13 protein-coding genes and 1 tRNA gene are annotated in these 16,417 nt (G+C 33.6%); 4 read left to right on the top strand and 10 right to left on the bottom strand.

Translation table 11 applies throughout. The annotated features are described in order from the left end of the window. Nucleotides 1-100 precede the first annotated feature (100 nt). The 4 genes from LG649_RS05500 to LG649_RS05485 form a co-directional block, all read right to left on the bottom strand. A complete protein-coding gene (locus LG649_RS05500; protein WP_226542008.1) occupies nt 101-733 on the bottom strand; it encodes a response regulator in 633 nt (210 codons plus the stop codon). Further along, the gene (locus LG649_RS05495) at nt 720-2,378 is read right to left on the bottom strand and encodes a sensor histidine kinase (RefSeq protein WP_226541983.1); all 1,659 of its coding nucleotides are present in this window, start codon (nt 2,376-2,378) and stop codon (nt 720-722) included. Before LG649_RS05495 ends, LG649_RS05500 begins: the two co-directional genes overlap by 14 nt. A 142-nt stretch (nt 2,379-2,520) precedes the next feature. Then, nucleotides 2,521-3,675, bottom strand: a complete 1,155-nt coding sequence (locus LG649_RS05490; protein ID WP_226541981.1) for a GNAT family N-acetyltransferase — start codon at nt 3,673-3,675, stop codon at nt 2,521-2,523. Nucleotides 3,676-3,746: 71 nt separating this feature from the next. After that, nucleotides 3,747-5,756, bottom strand: coding sequence for a glutamine--tRNA ligase/YqeY domain fusion protein (locus tag LG649_RS05485; protein ID WP_226541979.1), 2,010 nt, complete (start codon nt 5,754-5,756; stop codon nt 3,747-3,749). A 104-nt stretch (nt 5,757-5,860) separates the two neighbouring features. Here LG649_RS05485 and LG649_RS05480 point away from each other — a divergent pair, with 104 nt between their 5' ends. From LG649_RS05480 to LG649_RS05465, 4 genes are all read left to right on the top strand, one after another. Next, entirely contained in the window at nt 5,861-6,061 is a 201-nt protein-coding gene (locus LG649_RS05480) for a zinc ribbon domain-containing protein (protein WP_226541977.1), read from the top strand. A gap of 44 nt (nt 6,062-6,105) precedes the next feature. Then, the gene (gene folB / locus LG649_RS05475; RefSeq protein ID WP_226541975.1) at nt 6,106-6,468 is read left to right on the top strand and encodes a dihydroneopterin aldolase; all 363 of its coding nucleotides are present in this window, start codon (nt 6,106-6,108) and stop codon (nt 6,466-6,468) included. 51 nt (nt 6,469-6,519) lie between these two features. Then, nucleotides 6,520-6,590 (top strand) — tRNA-Cys (locus tag LG649_RS05470). Between the two features lie 147 nt (nt 6,591-6,737). Beyond that, nucleotides 6,738-7,112, top strand: a complete 375-nt coding sequence (locus tag LG649_RS05465) for a cupin domain-containing protein (protein ID WP_226541974.1) — start codon at nt 6,738-6,740, stop codon at nt 7,110-7,112. Nucleotides 7,113-7,181: 69 nt separating this feature from the next. Here the strand turns inward: LG649_RS05465 and LG649_RS05460 are convergent, their stop codons facing one another. The 6 genes from LG649_RS05460 to LG649_RS05435 form a co-directional block, all read right to left on the bottom strand. Further along, nucleotides 7,182-7,862, bottom strand: coding sequence for a LysE family translocator (locus LG649_RS05460; RefSeq protein ID WP_226541972.1), 681 nt, complete (start codon nt 7,860-7,862; stop codon nt 7,182-7,184). Nucleotides 7,863-8,030: 168 nt separating this feature from the next. Next, on the bottom strand, nt 8,031-8,801 hold the full coding sequence (locus tag LG649_RS05455; RefSeq protein ID WP_226541970.1) for a glycoside hydrolase family 16 protein: 771 nt from the start codon (nt 8,799-8,801) through the stop codon (nt 8,031-8,033). A 3-nt stretch (nt 8,802-8,804) separates the two neighbouring features. Further along, a complete protein-coding gene (bglX, locus tag LG649_RS05450) occupies nt 8,805-11,087 on the bottom strand; it encodes a beta-glucosidase BglX (RefSeq protein WP_226541961.1) in 2,283 nt (760 codons plus the stop codon). Between the two features lie 3 nt (nt 11,088-11,090). Then, nucleotides 11,091-12,776, bottom strand: coding sequence for a family 16 glycosylhydrolase (locus LG649_RS05445; protein WP_226541959.1), 1,686 nt, complete (start codon nt 12,774-12,776; stop codon nt 11,091-11,093). Nucleotides 12,777-12,787: 11 nt separating this feature from the next. Then, nucleotides 12,788-14,893, bottom strand: coding sequence for a PKD domain-containing protein (locus tag LG649_RS05440; RefSeq protein ID WP_226541957.1), 2,106 nt, complete (start codon nt 14,891-14,893; stop codon nt 12,788-12,790). A gap of 14 nt (nt 14,894-14,907) precedes the next feature. Continuing rightward, nucleotides 14,908-16,401 carry a RagB/SusD family nutrient uptake outer membrane protein gene (locus tag LG649_RS05435; protein WP_226541956.1) on the bottom strand — a complete coding sequence of 498 codons (1,494 nt, stop codon included), beginning with the start codon at nt 16,399-16,401 and terminating at the stop codon, nt 14,908-14,910. Nucleotides 16,402-16,417: the final 16 nt, after the last annotated feature.

Below are 16,417 nucleotides of genomic sequence, written 5' to 3'. Positions count from 1 at the left end.
AACCTTTCTACTACGCTCAAGGTGACTTATAAATATTATTCAATTCGTAAGAAATCACTAGAAGTTTAACTACATTTTCTTTTAAAAATATAATCAACAGTTATATCAAATTAATTTCTGTAGCCTTTTTAATAAGTTCTGCTGTGTTTTTTACCTCCAGTTTTTTAATAATATTAGCCCGATGGGTTTCAATAGTTCGGCTACTAACAAACAACTGTTTTGCTATTTCTTTGGTTGTTAATCCTTTTGAAATTAAACCTAAAACCTCCTTTTCTTTGTTTGATAATATATTTTCACTTACCGATTGTTCTGACATATAATTAATCATTTTCTCTGCAATTTGCGGTTGGAAATACTTTTTTCCGTCATTTACAATTCTAATAGTTTTTATAAGCTCATCTTGGTCGGTATTTTTTAACAAATAACTATATGCTCCGTTTTTGGCACAACTTGCAATATAATTACCTTCGTCGTGCATAGAAATAACAACTGGTTTTATGTTGTTATCACTGTTTTTCAACTTATTTAAAACCTGAAATCCATCCATATTTGGCATGGTTATATCTAGTAAAACAATAGCAATATCTTTATGTTTTTCTAATTCTTGAAACAACTGGTTTCCATCTTCAACAAGAGCAACCACATGTACATCGTCGTACTTTTTTAAAAGCTCGTTTAAGCCGTTTCTAAAAAGTTCGTGGTCGTCTGCTATAATTAGTTTAATTGGTTTCATAATCAATGGGTAATTCAATTTCAAAAGTGGTATTTCCAGCTTTAGAATTTATGTTTACATGGCCGTTACAAATATCTACACGTTCTTTAATGTTTGTTATGCCAGAACCTAACGTTACATGGTTTAAATTAAAACCTATACCGTCATCAAAATAAAATAGCGATATAAAATCGTCAAATTCCGATAAGGTAATTCTAATATGACTTGCTTGAGCGTGTTTTATGGTATTATTAATAAGTTCTTGAGTGATTCTAAAAATATTAATTTGCTGGTTTTTAGTTATTTTACTATCATTTTGTTTGGTTAAATCTTCAAAAATTATTTGAGTTTTAGTGGAGTTTTTTATGCTTTCAATAAAGTTTAAAATAGCTGTTGATACTCCAAAATCGTCAATACTAGAAGGCATAAGCGCATTAGACATAACACGGATTTCTGTAATAGTTTCATCTAAAATCGTTTTCATTTCAAGACGCTGTGCATCATTCTTTATTTTATTATCGATATAGAATTTTAAAGACGTTAGCAACGGGCCTAAACCATCGTGTAACTCTCTTGCTAAACGGCGACGTTCTTTTTCTAAACCATCAACCAATTGACGTTTGGTGTTTAATCTGTTTTTGTTTTCATTATTTCGAAATTCAACCAATTTATCACGCATTTTTACCAGGCTTTTACCTAAAACATCGTTCGTGCTTTTTGGTGTGTATTGCGCATTTAAATTCATTTTTCCAATATTTTCTGAAAAACTAACAGCACCTTGCAACGATTTTTTTAACTGCCCAAGCGCGTTAAACATTTCAGCAATTTCGGTAAAGTTTTTATTAAATTGATGACTCTCGGAATAATCGCCATTTGCCATAATTTTTAAACTCTTTTTCATATTCTCGACCGGATTGGTAATAATCCTAGTTAAAAACAACGACAGAATAATGGCCAAAACCGTTATTAAAACAATTAAACCAAATAGGCGTAAACGTAAATCTTTTAAAGGCGCATTAACCTCATTTTCGTCAATCTCTGAAACTATAGCGAGTTTTAAATTTTTAATTTTTATTACATCGTAAACGCCATAAACTTTAATACCGCGATAATCTGGATAAATTCCCCTACCCGATTGTCCCAAAAATGCTTGAGTAACTCCAACTGTTTTTGCTAAAATAGTGGCAGGTGTTTTTTGAGTTAAAAAACGCGATTGCGAACGCAAATAAAAATCTTGACCAACCAAATACGATTCTCCAGATTCGCCCATTCCAGTACGCTCTAAAAGAATATTTTTAATCTTGTTATAATCGATTACTTTAATTTTAGTTTGATTACTATCGCGTAAAACCAAAGCAATTGATGTTTTTTTATTAAGATGAAACTCGGTTAAATCGTAAACTCCAGATGATGAAAATAACTGTTCAGAATTTAAAATTTTTAAGCTGTCGCTGAAGGATGCCATTTGCGGATTATATCGAAATGCTTCCCATTCTGAAGTAATTAATCGCTCAATTTGAATTTGTTTTAAGGTTTTAATCGAGTTAAGTTGAAGCAGAATTCTATCATCTAAAACCTTAGAAAACTGATTGTAAAACGTTACCGAAAGCAACACAATAACTAAAAACACAAGACTGTTTATAATAATTAATATTAAAGATCGCAAGCTCATGGTTTAGTTGTTGGTTGTAATTGTAAATATCGTGATTTTTTGATTCTTGATTAAAATCTATTATCGTTTTTAAGTTATTCTCGATACAATTTCTCGTCCCTCGAAATCACTCGAATTGACGTTAAAAACTAAAAAATTATGTTTTAAACGGATGTCGTTCTTCCCAATCTTGCTTAGGATTCATAAGTTTGAAAATTTGCTTTAACAATCCGTTAATTAAAACATTTGTATGCTTCATATAAACGAACATATTTTTTGCTTCTGCCCCAACCGAACTTTTAATAGCCATAGCTGTTCGCGCGTAAACTATAGTTTTAAACTTATTTTCAATACCAAACTTTAGCATATCGTAAAGCATATTTAAATACAATTGGTTTTTGTATTGATGCGTTTGGTGATAGCCTAAAAAATAGGTTTCTAAATTATCCTCATTTAAAATTAAGGTGTAAAAACCAACTAACTCTTCATTTAAAAAATAACCGAATACTTTAAAATTGTCTTGAAGATTTTCTTTTAAACTATAAAAATGATTTTTGGGTAAAATAAAGGTATTAAACTTTGCATTGTTTGAAACATTTAAGTAAAATTCATGCATTATGTTTTGGAGCTTTTCAATTTCTACAAGCGATAAGTCCTTTACTTGAATGTCGTTTAGTTTCTTTTTAGCGCGTTTATATCGGTCACGGTACTTCTTTGTTAAACTGGCTGTATAATCATCAAATTTAAGCCAATTTGCAGTCACCGGAAGCAACATATTGGGCTGCACTTTTACTTGATATAGTTTTTGCTGATTAAACAGAACTGTTTCTTTGTGAATAGCATTGGTTTCAAAAAAATCTTTGAGCATTATAACTCTAATTTTCTTGTTTTGGGTACGTTTAACTAGTGTTTTTATTTCATCAATGGCTTTAAAAATACCTTGCAAAAATTCAGGATACGATATTAAAGCTTCATTAAAATAAAATGCATGTTGCCCTGTGTGCATTAAATTACCAACAACTAAAATATTTCCTTTTAGAATTTTTGCTACAGTGTCTTGCAAAAATGTTCTGATACATTTTTCTCTTTCGTCTCTAAAAATATCTTTTAAATACAAAGCTACACGCTGAATAACAGCAACACCAACTAAGTTTTCATTTTTAAAAACGCCAACAAAAAACCAGCTAATATTGTCTGGTGATGATTGCTTTATAGCTTTAAAATATGGAGTTTGTAAAAATACATCGTGACTAACAAAACCATCCCAGTTTTCTGGAAGCTCGTTCACCGATGTATAAATTTTAAATTGCATAGCTTGAAATAAAAAAGACTGAAAATACAATTCTCAGTCTTTATTTATATGAAATAATTACATGTCTTTATTTAAGAAAGTACTTGAGCTTCGGCAACCAATAATTCATTTTTATCATCTAAAGCTTTTTCAATAAAACTATTAATTGCTTCGTTTTTTTCTTGGCCTTCATTTAATTTTACTTGCAAAACTAACATCGCTGCAATACGCGTTCCTACTTTTTTAACTGCGGTGTTAAATAGCGGTTCTAACTCGTCGTAGCTAACGTCTTTTGCTAATTCTAAAATTTCAGCTTTAACTTTTTCTTGTTTTTCTGGCGGATAATTGGTGTATTTTTTACCCAATTGTTGTACCACATTTATCGCCTTACGTTGCTGTTGTGGCTTATTTTGTTGTGGTTTTTGCTCGGTGTTTTGTTTTGGTGTTTGTTTTGCCCAACTATCGCGCAAACCAACAGTTTTATTAAAAACTAAAGCGTTTGGTTTAGAATCGTCGTCTACATTAAAATAACCTAAACGTTGAAACTGAAACTGCTCGCCTACTTTGGCATCGGCTAAACTTGGCTCTACAAATGCTTCAATTACTTTTAAAGAATTCGGATTTAAAAACTCCATAAAATCTTTTCCGTCGTGGCTATCTGGAGCTTCATCCATAAACAAACGATCGTATTCTCTAACTTCTGCTTTTATTGCGTGTTTTATAGATACCCAATGCAACGTTCCTTTTACTTTTTTAGAAGTATCGGTATCATAAGTACAATGCACTTCGGTAATGTTACCGTTTGCATCTTTTACAACGTTTTCTGCTTTTATAATATAGGCATTCTTCAATCTAACTTCGCCACCTAATTTTAATCTGAAATATTTACTACTTGCTTCTTCTTTAAAATCGGTTTGCTCTATATAAATTTCTTTTGAAAAAGGTACTTTTCTAGAACCTGCACTTTCGTCTTCCGGATTATTTTCAGCATCTAACCATTCTTCTTTTCCATCGGGATAATTCGTAATAACTACTTTTAACGGATTTAAAACCGACATAACTCGTGGTGCAATTTTGTTTAAATCTTCACGAATACAAAACTCTAAAAGTGCTACATCAATTACATTTTCGCGTTTAGCTACACCAACCGTATCTACAAATTTTCGTAACGATGATGGTGTATAACCACGACGACGCAACCCAGAAATGGTTGGCATTCGTGGGTCGTCCCAACCAGAAACCACTTTATCTTCTACCAACTTAAGCAACTTACGTTTACTCATTATGGTGTAACTTAAGTTTAAACGTGCAAATTCGCGTTGCTTAGGCAACATGGGGTATTCTGCTTTCGAGTATGGATAAACTTGGTCTTTAAACCAATCGTAAAGTTCTCGGTGTGGTTTAAATTCTAGCGAACATAAACTGTGCGAAATTTGCTCGATATAATCACTTTCGCCATGCGTCCAATCGTACATTGGGTAAATACACCAATCGCTTCCTGTTCTATGATGATCTTTTTTAATTACACGATACATAATAGGGTCGCGCATTAACATATTGGTATGTTGCATGTTAATTTTAGCACGTAAAATATGTTCGCCTTCTTCAAACTCGCCATTTTTCATGCGTGTAAAAAGGTCTAAATTTTCTTCAACAGTTCTATTTCTGTAAGGACCATCTACTCCTGGTTGGGTAGGTGTGCCTTTTTGTTCTGCCATAGCTTCACTAGATTGCGAATCAACATAAGCTTTACCATCTTTTATTAATAGAACTGCCCAATCGTACAACTGCTGGAAATAATCTGAAGAGTATAATTCGTTTTCCCATTGGTAACCCAACCAAGCTACATCTTTTTTAATAGCATCAACATATTCCTGTTCTTCTTTTGCTGGGTTTGTATCGTCGAACCTTAAATTTACAGGGGCATTATACTTTAATCCTAAACCAAAACTAATACCAATAGCTTTAGTGTGCCCAATGTGTAAATAGCCATTTGGCTCTGGCGGAAAACGAAAACGTAGTTTATCTTTAGCTAATCCGTTTGCTAAATCTTCTTCAATAATATGCTCTATAAAGTTGAGCGATTTTGTTTCTTCAGACATATATAAACTGTACTTAATATAAAGCGTAAAATTAATGAAATTCGTAACAAAACAGAGAAAGATTATACTAATACTATGTAAATATTAATTAAAACTTTTTTAAAATGAATTATAGTTGTCCTAAATGTGGAAATACCTCTTATGAAATTGACGAAATGCGTACTACTGGTGGGGCATTTGCTAAAATTTTTGATGTACAAAACAAAAAATTCTCATCGGTTACTTGTAAAAAATGCACGTATACGGAGTTTTATAAATCGAAAACCAGTGCACTAGGTAATATTTTCGACTTTTTTACAAACTAGAGATTCCTGCCTTCGCAGGAATGAAAAAGTATTATTTTTGCAATATGGGAATTATAAAAGTTGAAAACATTCGTGTGTTTGCCTATCATGGGTGTTTAAAAGAAGAAACTAAAATTGGCAGCGATTACCGCGTAGATTTAGAGGTTGAAGCTAATTTACAACCTTCGGCAAAAACCGACCAATTAAGCGATACGGTAGATTATGTTTTTTTAAACCGTATTATAAAAGAAGAAATGGCAAAACCTTCACATTTACTTGAAACGGTGGCAAGACGCATTTTAGATCGTATTTTTAACGAAGACAAATTAGTTAAAAAAGCAACTGTTTGGGTAAGCAAAATTAATCCACCAATTGGTGGCGATGTGGCTAAAGTGACCATAAAAATGACAGATAAAAGGAAAAAATAAAACTTACGTATAAATTAGTCTTATTTTTTTTTACATTTGCACTCCAATTACGGCGTCTTGACCGAGTGGCTAGGTAGAGGTCTGCAAAACCTTGTACAGCGGTTCGAATCCGCTAGACGCCTCAAAACAAAAAGCTTTCAGTATTTCTGGAGGCTTTTTTTGTATAAAAACTTTTTAAACACTGTAGAATTTAAAAATCTAACTTTTGTCATTTTAACTTCCGTAGAAATAAATTATCTTGCACAAGGAATAACTAAAAATATAATAACATGCAAAGATTTAGCGACAAGTACATCATTACTAAAGATATGGATTGGGAAGACCTTGGTGGAGGTGTATCTAGAAAATTCTTAGGTTACGATAACCAAATAATGATGGTACAAGTAAAATTTGAAAAAGGAGCTTTAGGTTCTCCTCATAAACATTTTCATACACAAGCTACATATTGTGCTGCCGGAAAATTTGAGTTTGAAATTGATGGCGTAAAACAAATTGTTGAAGCTGGTGATGGTGTTTACATCGAGCCAAACTTATTACACAGCGCTGTTTGTTTAGAAGCTGGAATTTTAATTGATACTTTTAGCCCAGTTAGAGAAGATTTCTTAACTGGTGATGGTGTGTCTTATTTCGGAGACAAAAAATAATTACTAAAATACTGGTTTACAAGAGAAAATTCGAAAGGGTTTTCTCTTTGTAAAACCAACTTTACGCTATCAGCTAATAGGGTTAATTTGTTCAAACTTTTCTTTTATTAATTCCTTTTCCTTAGGAAAAAACCCTTGAACCAATAATAAAATACCAAAACCTAAAATAACTAAAGCAATAATTTTTTTGGTTTTAAAAATAGCGCGCGGCGTTAACTTATTCTTCAATTTTTTTGCAATAATTATTTTAATAATATCTACCAATAAATACACTATTAAAATAGTTGATAAAAAAACAATTACTCCATTTTTAGAGCTTGTTAAGCTGTTTGCTAATACAATAAAAGCAACCCAACCTAATAACACCCCAATATTTATAAAATTGAGTAGGAAACCTTTTAAAAATAGCTTTCCGTAGCCCTTTTTAATCTCTACTTTATGATATTCTCTAACAATTTCCCTAAACGATTTTGAAGTTTTTATAAATGTAATAACACCATAAGCTGTAAGTAAAACACCTCCAAAAATTAAAAAATTAGGATCGTCTTTAATTTTATCTAAAAGTTTATTGGTACTAAAAAAAGCAACTATAATAAAAAGTATATCGGCAAGAATAACTCCAGAATCAAATATTAATGCACTTTTTATGCCTTTAGTTGCACTAGTTTCAAGTAAAACAAAAAATACAGGCCCTATTGTAAAGGATAAAATAATACCAAAAGGAATTGCCGCTAAAATATCATCAAACATAAATGCTGTGGTGGTTTAAATACAAAATAAAGCAATTTTTTAAACTATAAAACTATTTAAGATACACGATTTTGTACAAAAATAAAAACGAGGGTAATTAACCCTCGTTTTACAAACTACAAACAAACTAAAAACTAAACGTTTTAAGTGCTATTAATCAGATACTATTTAATTTTTATGCTTGTAAACTTTAATATAATCTATTACAAATTCTTGCGGAAAAATAGAATCATCAACCTCTGGACCACCAAAATTACCGCCAATTGCCAAGTTTAGAATAACGTAAAACGATTGATTAAAAGGCCAAATATTATCATTCTCTAATTCATCTGTTGCAAAGGTGTATAACAACTCATTGTCTACAAAAAACTCAATTTTAGTTTCGGTCCAATTGGCTGTGTAAATGTGGAAACCTTCCTCTATTTTATCAATTTTTGTCTTTTTTGTATTGATGGTATTACCATGGCTATTTTGCGTGTGCAACGAATTAAAAATTTTATGCGGTTCCTTACCCACATATTCCAAAATGTCTATTTCACCACATTTTGGCCAGCCTACCTTATCAATATTACTACCTAACATCCAAAAAGCTGGCCACAAGCCTTTACCAACAGGTAATTTAGCTCTAGCTTCAATTTTTCCATATTTAAATTGAAATTTATTTTTGGTTGTTATTCTTGTTGAAGAATACACCGAATCTTCATGTTTTGCAGTAATAGTAAGTAAACCATTTGCGACCTTATGATTGGTTTTTGTATACTCTTGAAGCTCGTTGTTTCCCCAACCACATAAGTTTGGACACCCATAACCTAGCTCGAAATTCCAAACGGATTCATTTAAAGTGTTTCCATCAAAATTTTCTTCCCATAGTAATTCTGTATCCTGACCTTTACAAGAAAAAATACTTAGGAAAAGAACAATAACTAAACTTGGTTTCATCTTTTATAATGTAAAATTGCTTTCTAAAGCCGTGTTAGAACTACCACCAACAAACACTGTAAAATCTCCAGGTTCTACAACATAATCACCAGAATTATTATAAAAACCTAGTTCTTTTTCGGTTAATGTTACAGTAATTTGCTTCGTTTCACCAGGCTCTAGTTCAACTAACTCAAAACCTTTTAATTCTTTTACAGGACGAGTTACACTTGCAAATAAATCGCGAATGTAAACCTGAGCTACTTCCTTACCTTTTATACTTCCTGTGTTTTTTAAATTGAAAGATACCTCAACTTCATTTCCACTTTTAACAGTTACATTTAAGTTAGCATATTGAAACGTTGTATAACTTAAACCATGACCAAACGGATACAGCGGTGTATTACTCACGTCGGTGTAATGCGACCAAAACACACTATTTGGTTCGTTTGCTGTTGGCCTTCCAGTATTTTTATAGTTGTAATATATAGGCACTTGCCCTACGCTTCTTGGAAACGTCATTGGTAATTTACCGCTTGGGTTATAATCGCCATACAAAACTTGAGCAACAGCATTTCCACTTTGCGTTCCTAAATGCCATGCTTCAACAATAGCTGGAATGTGAGCATCTGCCCACGGAATAGTTAGCGGACGACCATTGTTTAACACCAAAACGATGTTTTTATTTACTGCATAAACAGCTTCTAACAATTCTTGTTGAACACCTGGTAAACCTAATTCTGATCTGCTTCGAGCCTCACCACTTTGAAAAGCGTGTTCTCCCAAAACCATAACAACCACATCTGCATTTTTAGCCGTTGAAACTGCTTTACCAAACTCACTTTTATCGGTTGTATTAATGTTTAATTCAAAAGGAAAAGAAGCGTCTCCTGTAATTATATTAGCACCTTTTGCGTAACTAATTTTATTATTTGGATAGTGTTTCATGCCTTCTAAAAAAGATACCGCTGTACCATCCTCTGCTCCTATTCTCCAGCTTCCTAACGGACTTGTTTTATCGTTAGCTAAAGCCCCTATTATAGCTATATTTTGACCTTCTTTTTTTAATGGAAGTATATTATTTTCATTTTTTAAAAGCACTACAGATTTTTTAGCGATATCTAGAACAGCATCGTGTATTTTTTGGCTTCCAGTTACTTCTTTTTCACGCTCTAAATTGCAGTATTTATAAGGATCGTCAAATAAACCTAACTCGAATTTTACACGTAAAATGCGTTTAACCGCATCATTTATTAAATCTTCTGAAACTTTACCCTCGTTAACCAAATTTGCTAATTCTGAAACATAAGCATACGATTCCATATCCATATCTGATCCTGCAATAGCAGATAATTCAGCAGCCTGTTTTTTATCTTTTGCAAAACCATGATTTACCATTTCTATCATAGAGCCCCAATCGGAAATAACAAAACCATCAAAATTCCATTTTCCTTTTAAAATATCACGTTGTAAATAACTATTTCCTGTTGCCGGAATGCCATTAAGCTCGTTAAAAGAATTCATAAAGGTTCTTACATTCGCATTTACAGCAGCTTCAAATGGTGGAAAAATTATATTGTTTAAAGTAGATGTACCAACATCAACTGTATTGTAATCTCTACCAGCCTCGGCAAAACCATAACCTGCCCAATGTTTTGCACAGGCGGCTATGGTATGCTCTAAACCTAAATCTACACCTTGAAACCCTTCAATTCTGGCTACTCCAATTTTAGAACCTAAAAACGGATCTTCACCAGCGCCTTCCATAACACGACCCCAACGCGCATCGCGAGAAATATCGACCATTGGAGCAAAAGTCCAGTTTATACCTGCCGCAGAAGCTTCAAGTGCTGCAACTTCAGCCGATTTTTTGATGGCCTCCAAATCCCAACTAGCAGATTCTGCCAACGGAATTGGACTTAAAGTTTTAAACCCATGAATAACATCGAAACCAATGATAAGCGGAATGCCTAATCGGGTTTCTTCTACGGCTATTTTTTGTACAGCACGAACATTTTCAACTCCTGTTACATTAAGCATAGAACCTACATAACCTTTGCGTAAATGCTCGTATTTTTTAGCCGCGTCTCCATTCTCTGGTGTTGGTCCAGTAACATCCCAAAACCCATTGTACTGGTTCATTTGCCCAATTTTTTCCTCTAAAGTCATTTTAGAAAGTAACGAGTCAACTTTACTATCTAAACTTGAAGAAACCGAACTATTTTCAACCTTTTTATCATCATTATTTTTACCACAACTTAAAGTTGTAAATAAAACAACTAGAGCGTATATTTTTAACTGCTTCATATCTTATTGGTAAACTCTTACATAATCAATTTCCATAGTATCTTCAGTAAAACCAGAATCAATAGTTCCTCCTAAAGTACCTCCCATTGCTATATTTAATATGATGAAAAATGGATCGTTAAAAGGTAAACTTGAGTTATTGGTAAGCTCGTAATACTGTACATCATCGAGATAAATTTTAATTGCACTTTCCGTATACTCAATGGTATACAAATGAAATTCTGAAGATGCATTAGTTATATCAGTTGATTCTCCATAACTCGCATTAGCATTTGTTCCATCATCAAACCAATGCACAGTACCTAAAACACGATCTTTATCGGCTCCTGTTTGCTCCATAATGTCCATTTCTCCACAATGTGGCCAACCTACTGTAGAAAAACTATCGCCTAACATCCAAATAGCTGGCCAAGTACCTTGAGCACTAGGTAATTTTGCACTTACCTCTACACGAGCATACCCAAACGACTGTAACCCTTGAGATTTTAATCTGGCAGAAGTATAACCACCATTTCCATCTGATTTGGCTGTAATTTTAAGGTATCCACCATCTACAATTACATTATCTGCATCTGAAGTATACGTTTGGGATTCGCCATTACCCCAACCACCATCACCTAGATCGTAAGTCCAGTTATCAGGATTAGGAGCCCCATCGGTATCAAATTCGTCAGACCATACCAAAGTTTCAAACTCATAATCGGCATCAATAACACCTTCAACGGGTTTTGTAGATGTAAATACCTGATACCAAGTATAATCGTTGCCATTTTCAATAATTCTTACAATTAATTCTTCATCTGTAACTGAAATAATATCATAAGAACTAGCTCCTACATACCATCCCATGAATCCATCATCGGCAATTGTAAATTCTGTTCCTCGATAAGGTTCGTCATTATAAGAACCTTCAAGAGCAGCTTTAGACGAAGAAGGTGCAAAACTCACATTTTTAACTCCAAACATGGATGTAACAACAGTTTCATCATGACAAACATCGCCATCAATTCCTATTTTAGCTGCGTAAGTACCGGGTACAAATGCAGGACCTACAGATTGTTCAAAAGTCATAGTTCCATCTTCATCAAGCCTAGTAAATACAAACTCATTTGTATACATACAATATTTTTCTTCATCCCAAGGACCAATAGCATTCCACCAAGCAGGCCAAGCAAATTCACCATTTCCATAATCATCTTCAACTGGACCTAGGCCAATATGAGCAGCTTGATTAGCTGCCCAATACCACGTTTTTGAATCGCCTGCATTATCTCCTGCTAAAAACTCCACAACCTCAACATCTGAGAATGAACTATATACAGTAATATCTAAGCTCATTGTAGAGGATGTACCTGTAACACCTATAGCGGTAACAATTACGGTATATGTATTAGCATCTGGTAAACTATAGCGCTTGGTAACTTCTCCTGTTGGAACAACCTCCGACGTACCATCTCCATAATTAATTTTATAACTTATAGCATTATCTGCAGTAACAACAAAATCTACATAACCTGTGCCATCGCCATATTCTAATTCTGGATCGCTAGTATCTTGACCTTGTATGGTATAACTGACTTCAATATTTGATGGAGCAACAATGTCGCCCAATTCGTAATTTTCTTCCTCACAGCTAAAAGAAATTAATGCTAGAAGCAAAATTCCTATTATATATTTTAAATTTTTCATACTCTATATTTTTAAATTTTTACAAGCTTATATTGCCAAAATACTCCTGAACCAGACTCGATATATACGTTTATTGTACTAGAATCTATGAAAGAAATATTATAAATAACTGAAGATGGTGTATCTGCAGGGTTAGCTATTTCTCCTGAATTATAAGCTTTAGCTAAACCAATATAAGCTCCTAATCCATCTAGAGTAAGTGTACCATTTACTGAATCATATGTGTAAGTTGCTGCATTTGTACCATCATGAGGATAAACAGGCGTTCCGCAAGCATCACTTCCGCCTTGCCAAGCTTCAACCCAAGTTTCTGAACCTAATACATTTTGGAAAGATCCATCTGTACCAAACACATAGGTATCATCATAATAACATGATCTGCTTGTTACACAAGCATCATCACAATTCCACCATGTTATATCTCCAACTGCAGGTCCTACACCTAAAGCTCCTGCTTCATTTGCTATTTGCCATGTTCCAGCTAAAGGCGAAACTGTAGCGCTATCTTTTACAAATTTATATTGCCAAAAAACACCAGATCCTGATTCAATTTCTACATACATTTCAGTATCATTATTAGCTAAAGTAACATTGTAAGTTACTGTTGAAGGTGCATCGGCAGGGTTTGAAATTTCTCCAGAATTATATGCTTTTGGTAACCCTAAAAAAGCACCTAGTCCGTTTAAAGTTACTGTTCCGCTTGCTGAATCGTAAGTATAAGTGGCAGCATTAGAGCCATCGTGAGGGTAAACAGGTGTTCCGCAAGCATCACTTCCACCTTGCCAAGCTTCAACCCAAGTTTCTGAACCTAATATATTTTGAAAAGAACCATCTGCATTAAAAATATATTCATCATCGTAATAGCATGCTCTACTAGTTACACAAGCATCATCACAATTCCACCATGAAATATCACCAGAACTAGGACCAACACCTAAAGCTCCTGCTTCACTTGCTAGTCTCCATGTACCAATAATTCCTGTTGATGCTATTGATGGTGATTTATAAAAGTATATATTATCTATGAACACTGTACCTGCTGCCCAATCTATACCCACAAACTTTAGTTGTAAAATTTCACTTACTGTTAAACCTTGATCTGTATAATCTGAAATTGGAATATCTATACTCACCCATTCGTTTGCTACTAAATCGCTTATAATAGGTGCTTCAGTAGAACCAGAACCATCGGCAGGAATATTTATTAATGATGTTTCTAATTGGTTTACATCTGTAGTCCATACATCTAAATGTAAATATTCCATGTTTGAAACATTTTGTGAAGAACCAAACTGAATACCTTGATAACTTAAATTAATGTATTGAAGCATATTGTCTCCATTTAAATCAAAGCTTGACCAAGAACTACCTTGTCCTGCTTGTCCCCAATCTGGAAAATAATCTGTATCAGCTACATTTGTGTAAGCATCGCTAAAAATTGATATAACATCTTCTGTATTTCTACTTGGAGGTGTTGGGGCACTAGCTAAAGGTTGTAAAATAGCTGTAACTACAAACTCTTCTGTATATGTTGTTGTTTCAATAGCAGCACCCATTGCAACAACTGTAATAGTATAAGTTCCTGCATCTTGATATTGATAAGAAGTAGATTCGCCAATGTTTACGGTTATAGGAGTTTCATCATCTACTTCACCGAAGTAAACATCATAACTTACAGCATAGTCGGCTGTAGCTGTTACATTTACTAATTTTGAAGTTGCTGCATCGTTTTCAATTATAACTTCTAAGTTTTCTGGTGCGTTAAATGATACCTCTAATTGATGTGTTGAAGTTGTTTTTAACCCTGTTGTATTATATGCTGTTAGTGAAACTGTGTAAGTTCCTTCGGCATAAGTGTGTGTTGTGTTTTCTCCATTATTTACAGATTCGGTACCTGAATTATCTCCAAAATCTACATCAAACCATGATGCACCAATAGCTGTTGGTGTTATGGTTACCAAACCTGTGTTGTCTTGAGTAACTGTAAATTGTGCAGCTACATTTTCTGGTGCTTTAGCAGAATTTGCAAAATCTGTACTACCAAACTCTTCGTTAGTACATGCAAATATCAGAGCAAAAAGCAAACCGATATTTAATATATATTTAAATGTTTTCATAGTATATTGTTTAATTAATAACCTGGATTTTGTTCGATTCCAGAAATATCTATTTCGTCTTGAGGTATTGGAAATACTTCGTGTTTTCCTGTAACGAAATTATCTATAACACCAGCTGCTTGACCGGTTCTAACCAAATCGAAAAAACGATCGCCTTCCATTGCAAGTTCTAATCGTCTTTCGTTCCAGATGACATCTACAGTTGCAGTAACTCGATGGTTAGTATCACCAAAAGCTCTATCTCTAACCATGTCTAAATAAGTTTGAGCATCTGTAGCGCTACCCGAACCTCTTAAATTAGCTTCGGCAGCTAAAAGTAAAACTTCGGCATAACGAATAATTCTGTGGTTATTTTCGTAGTTTAATTCTACTTGTCCGCTAGTTTGTCCTGCTCTAGGTAAATATTTTTTGTTGTATAAACCTGTATTATTATATGGCGCTTCTTGATAAGTAATGCCCCAAGTTGGATTAGCTGCTATATAAGCTTCAATGTCAAAACAAGTTGCATCTTTTCTTTGGTCTCCATCTTCATAAGCTAAAGCTAAATCTTGGGTTGGTAAATTTGTACTCCAACCAGAATTATAAGGCATTTCGCTACTTTCTGCACTTAAACTTCTAATACCACATTGTTGCACTGCATAATTTCCTTGTCCACGAGTTTGACCTCCCCAGTTGTAGTAAGGTTGACCGTTAGAATATTGTACTTCTAAAACTGATTCTAAGCCATTTTCTCCTTCTAACAAAAAGATATCATCGAAAGTGTCAACTAAAGTAAACGGACCGTTAACAACTTCGTTTAAAACAGGAATAGCCTCATCAAATTTTTCTTGATATATATAGACTTTTCCCAACAATGCTTGAGCAGCATATTTGGTTATTCTACCTTCTTGATCTTGAGTTGTTGGTAATGCACTTATAGCGTCTAACAAATCCGTTTCAATTTGTGTATAAACTTCTTCTTTTGGCGAACGCTGTAAGGTTCCAAAATCTGAAACTCCTAGTTTCTTATCGGTAAATAAAACAGTGTTGCCAAACATTTTTACTAAAGCAAAATAGTAGTATGCTCGTAAAAAGTAAACTTCGCCATACATAGCTTCTTTTGAACTCCAAGTAATGGTTTCTCCTTGTAAATTTTGGTCTTTATAGCTTAGCAAATAATTGGTACGGTTAATGCCTTCGTAAGCCGAAAGGTATAAATCGCTTAACGTACTATTGTTTGGTACTAATTGAGACAAATCATCTAAATGTTGTAATGAAATAACATCTGAAGCATTTTCTCCTCCAGCTACAGCATTGTCTGAAGCTATATCGGCAATTACATATAATTGATTTAGCCATTGCATTGGCGTGTAACAACTTACCGCCATAGTTTCATAATCTTCTTGTGTTTGCAAGTAATCTGCTTCGGTAACAGCATACTCATCATGTGGATCGAATTCTATTACTTCTGAACAACCAACAAAGCTTGTTAGTATGAGAATTAATCCTATGTATTTAATATTTTTCATGCTAATAATTTTTTTT

Origin of the sequence: Neotamlana laminarinivorans (genome assembly GCF_020523925.1) — a bacterium.
GTDB classification, from domain to species: domain Bacteria; phylum Bacteroidota; class Bacteroidia; order Flavobacteriales; family Flavobacteriaceae; genus Neotamlana; species Neotamlana laminarinivorans.
Note: the sequence above shows the minus strand (reverse complement) of the source record. Positions and strands in the feature narration are given on the sequence as shown.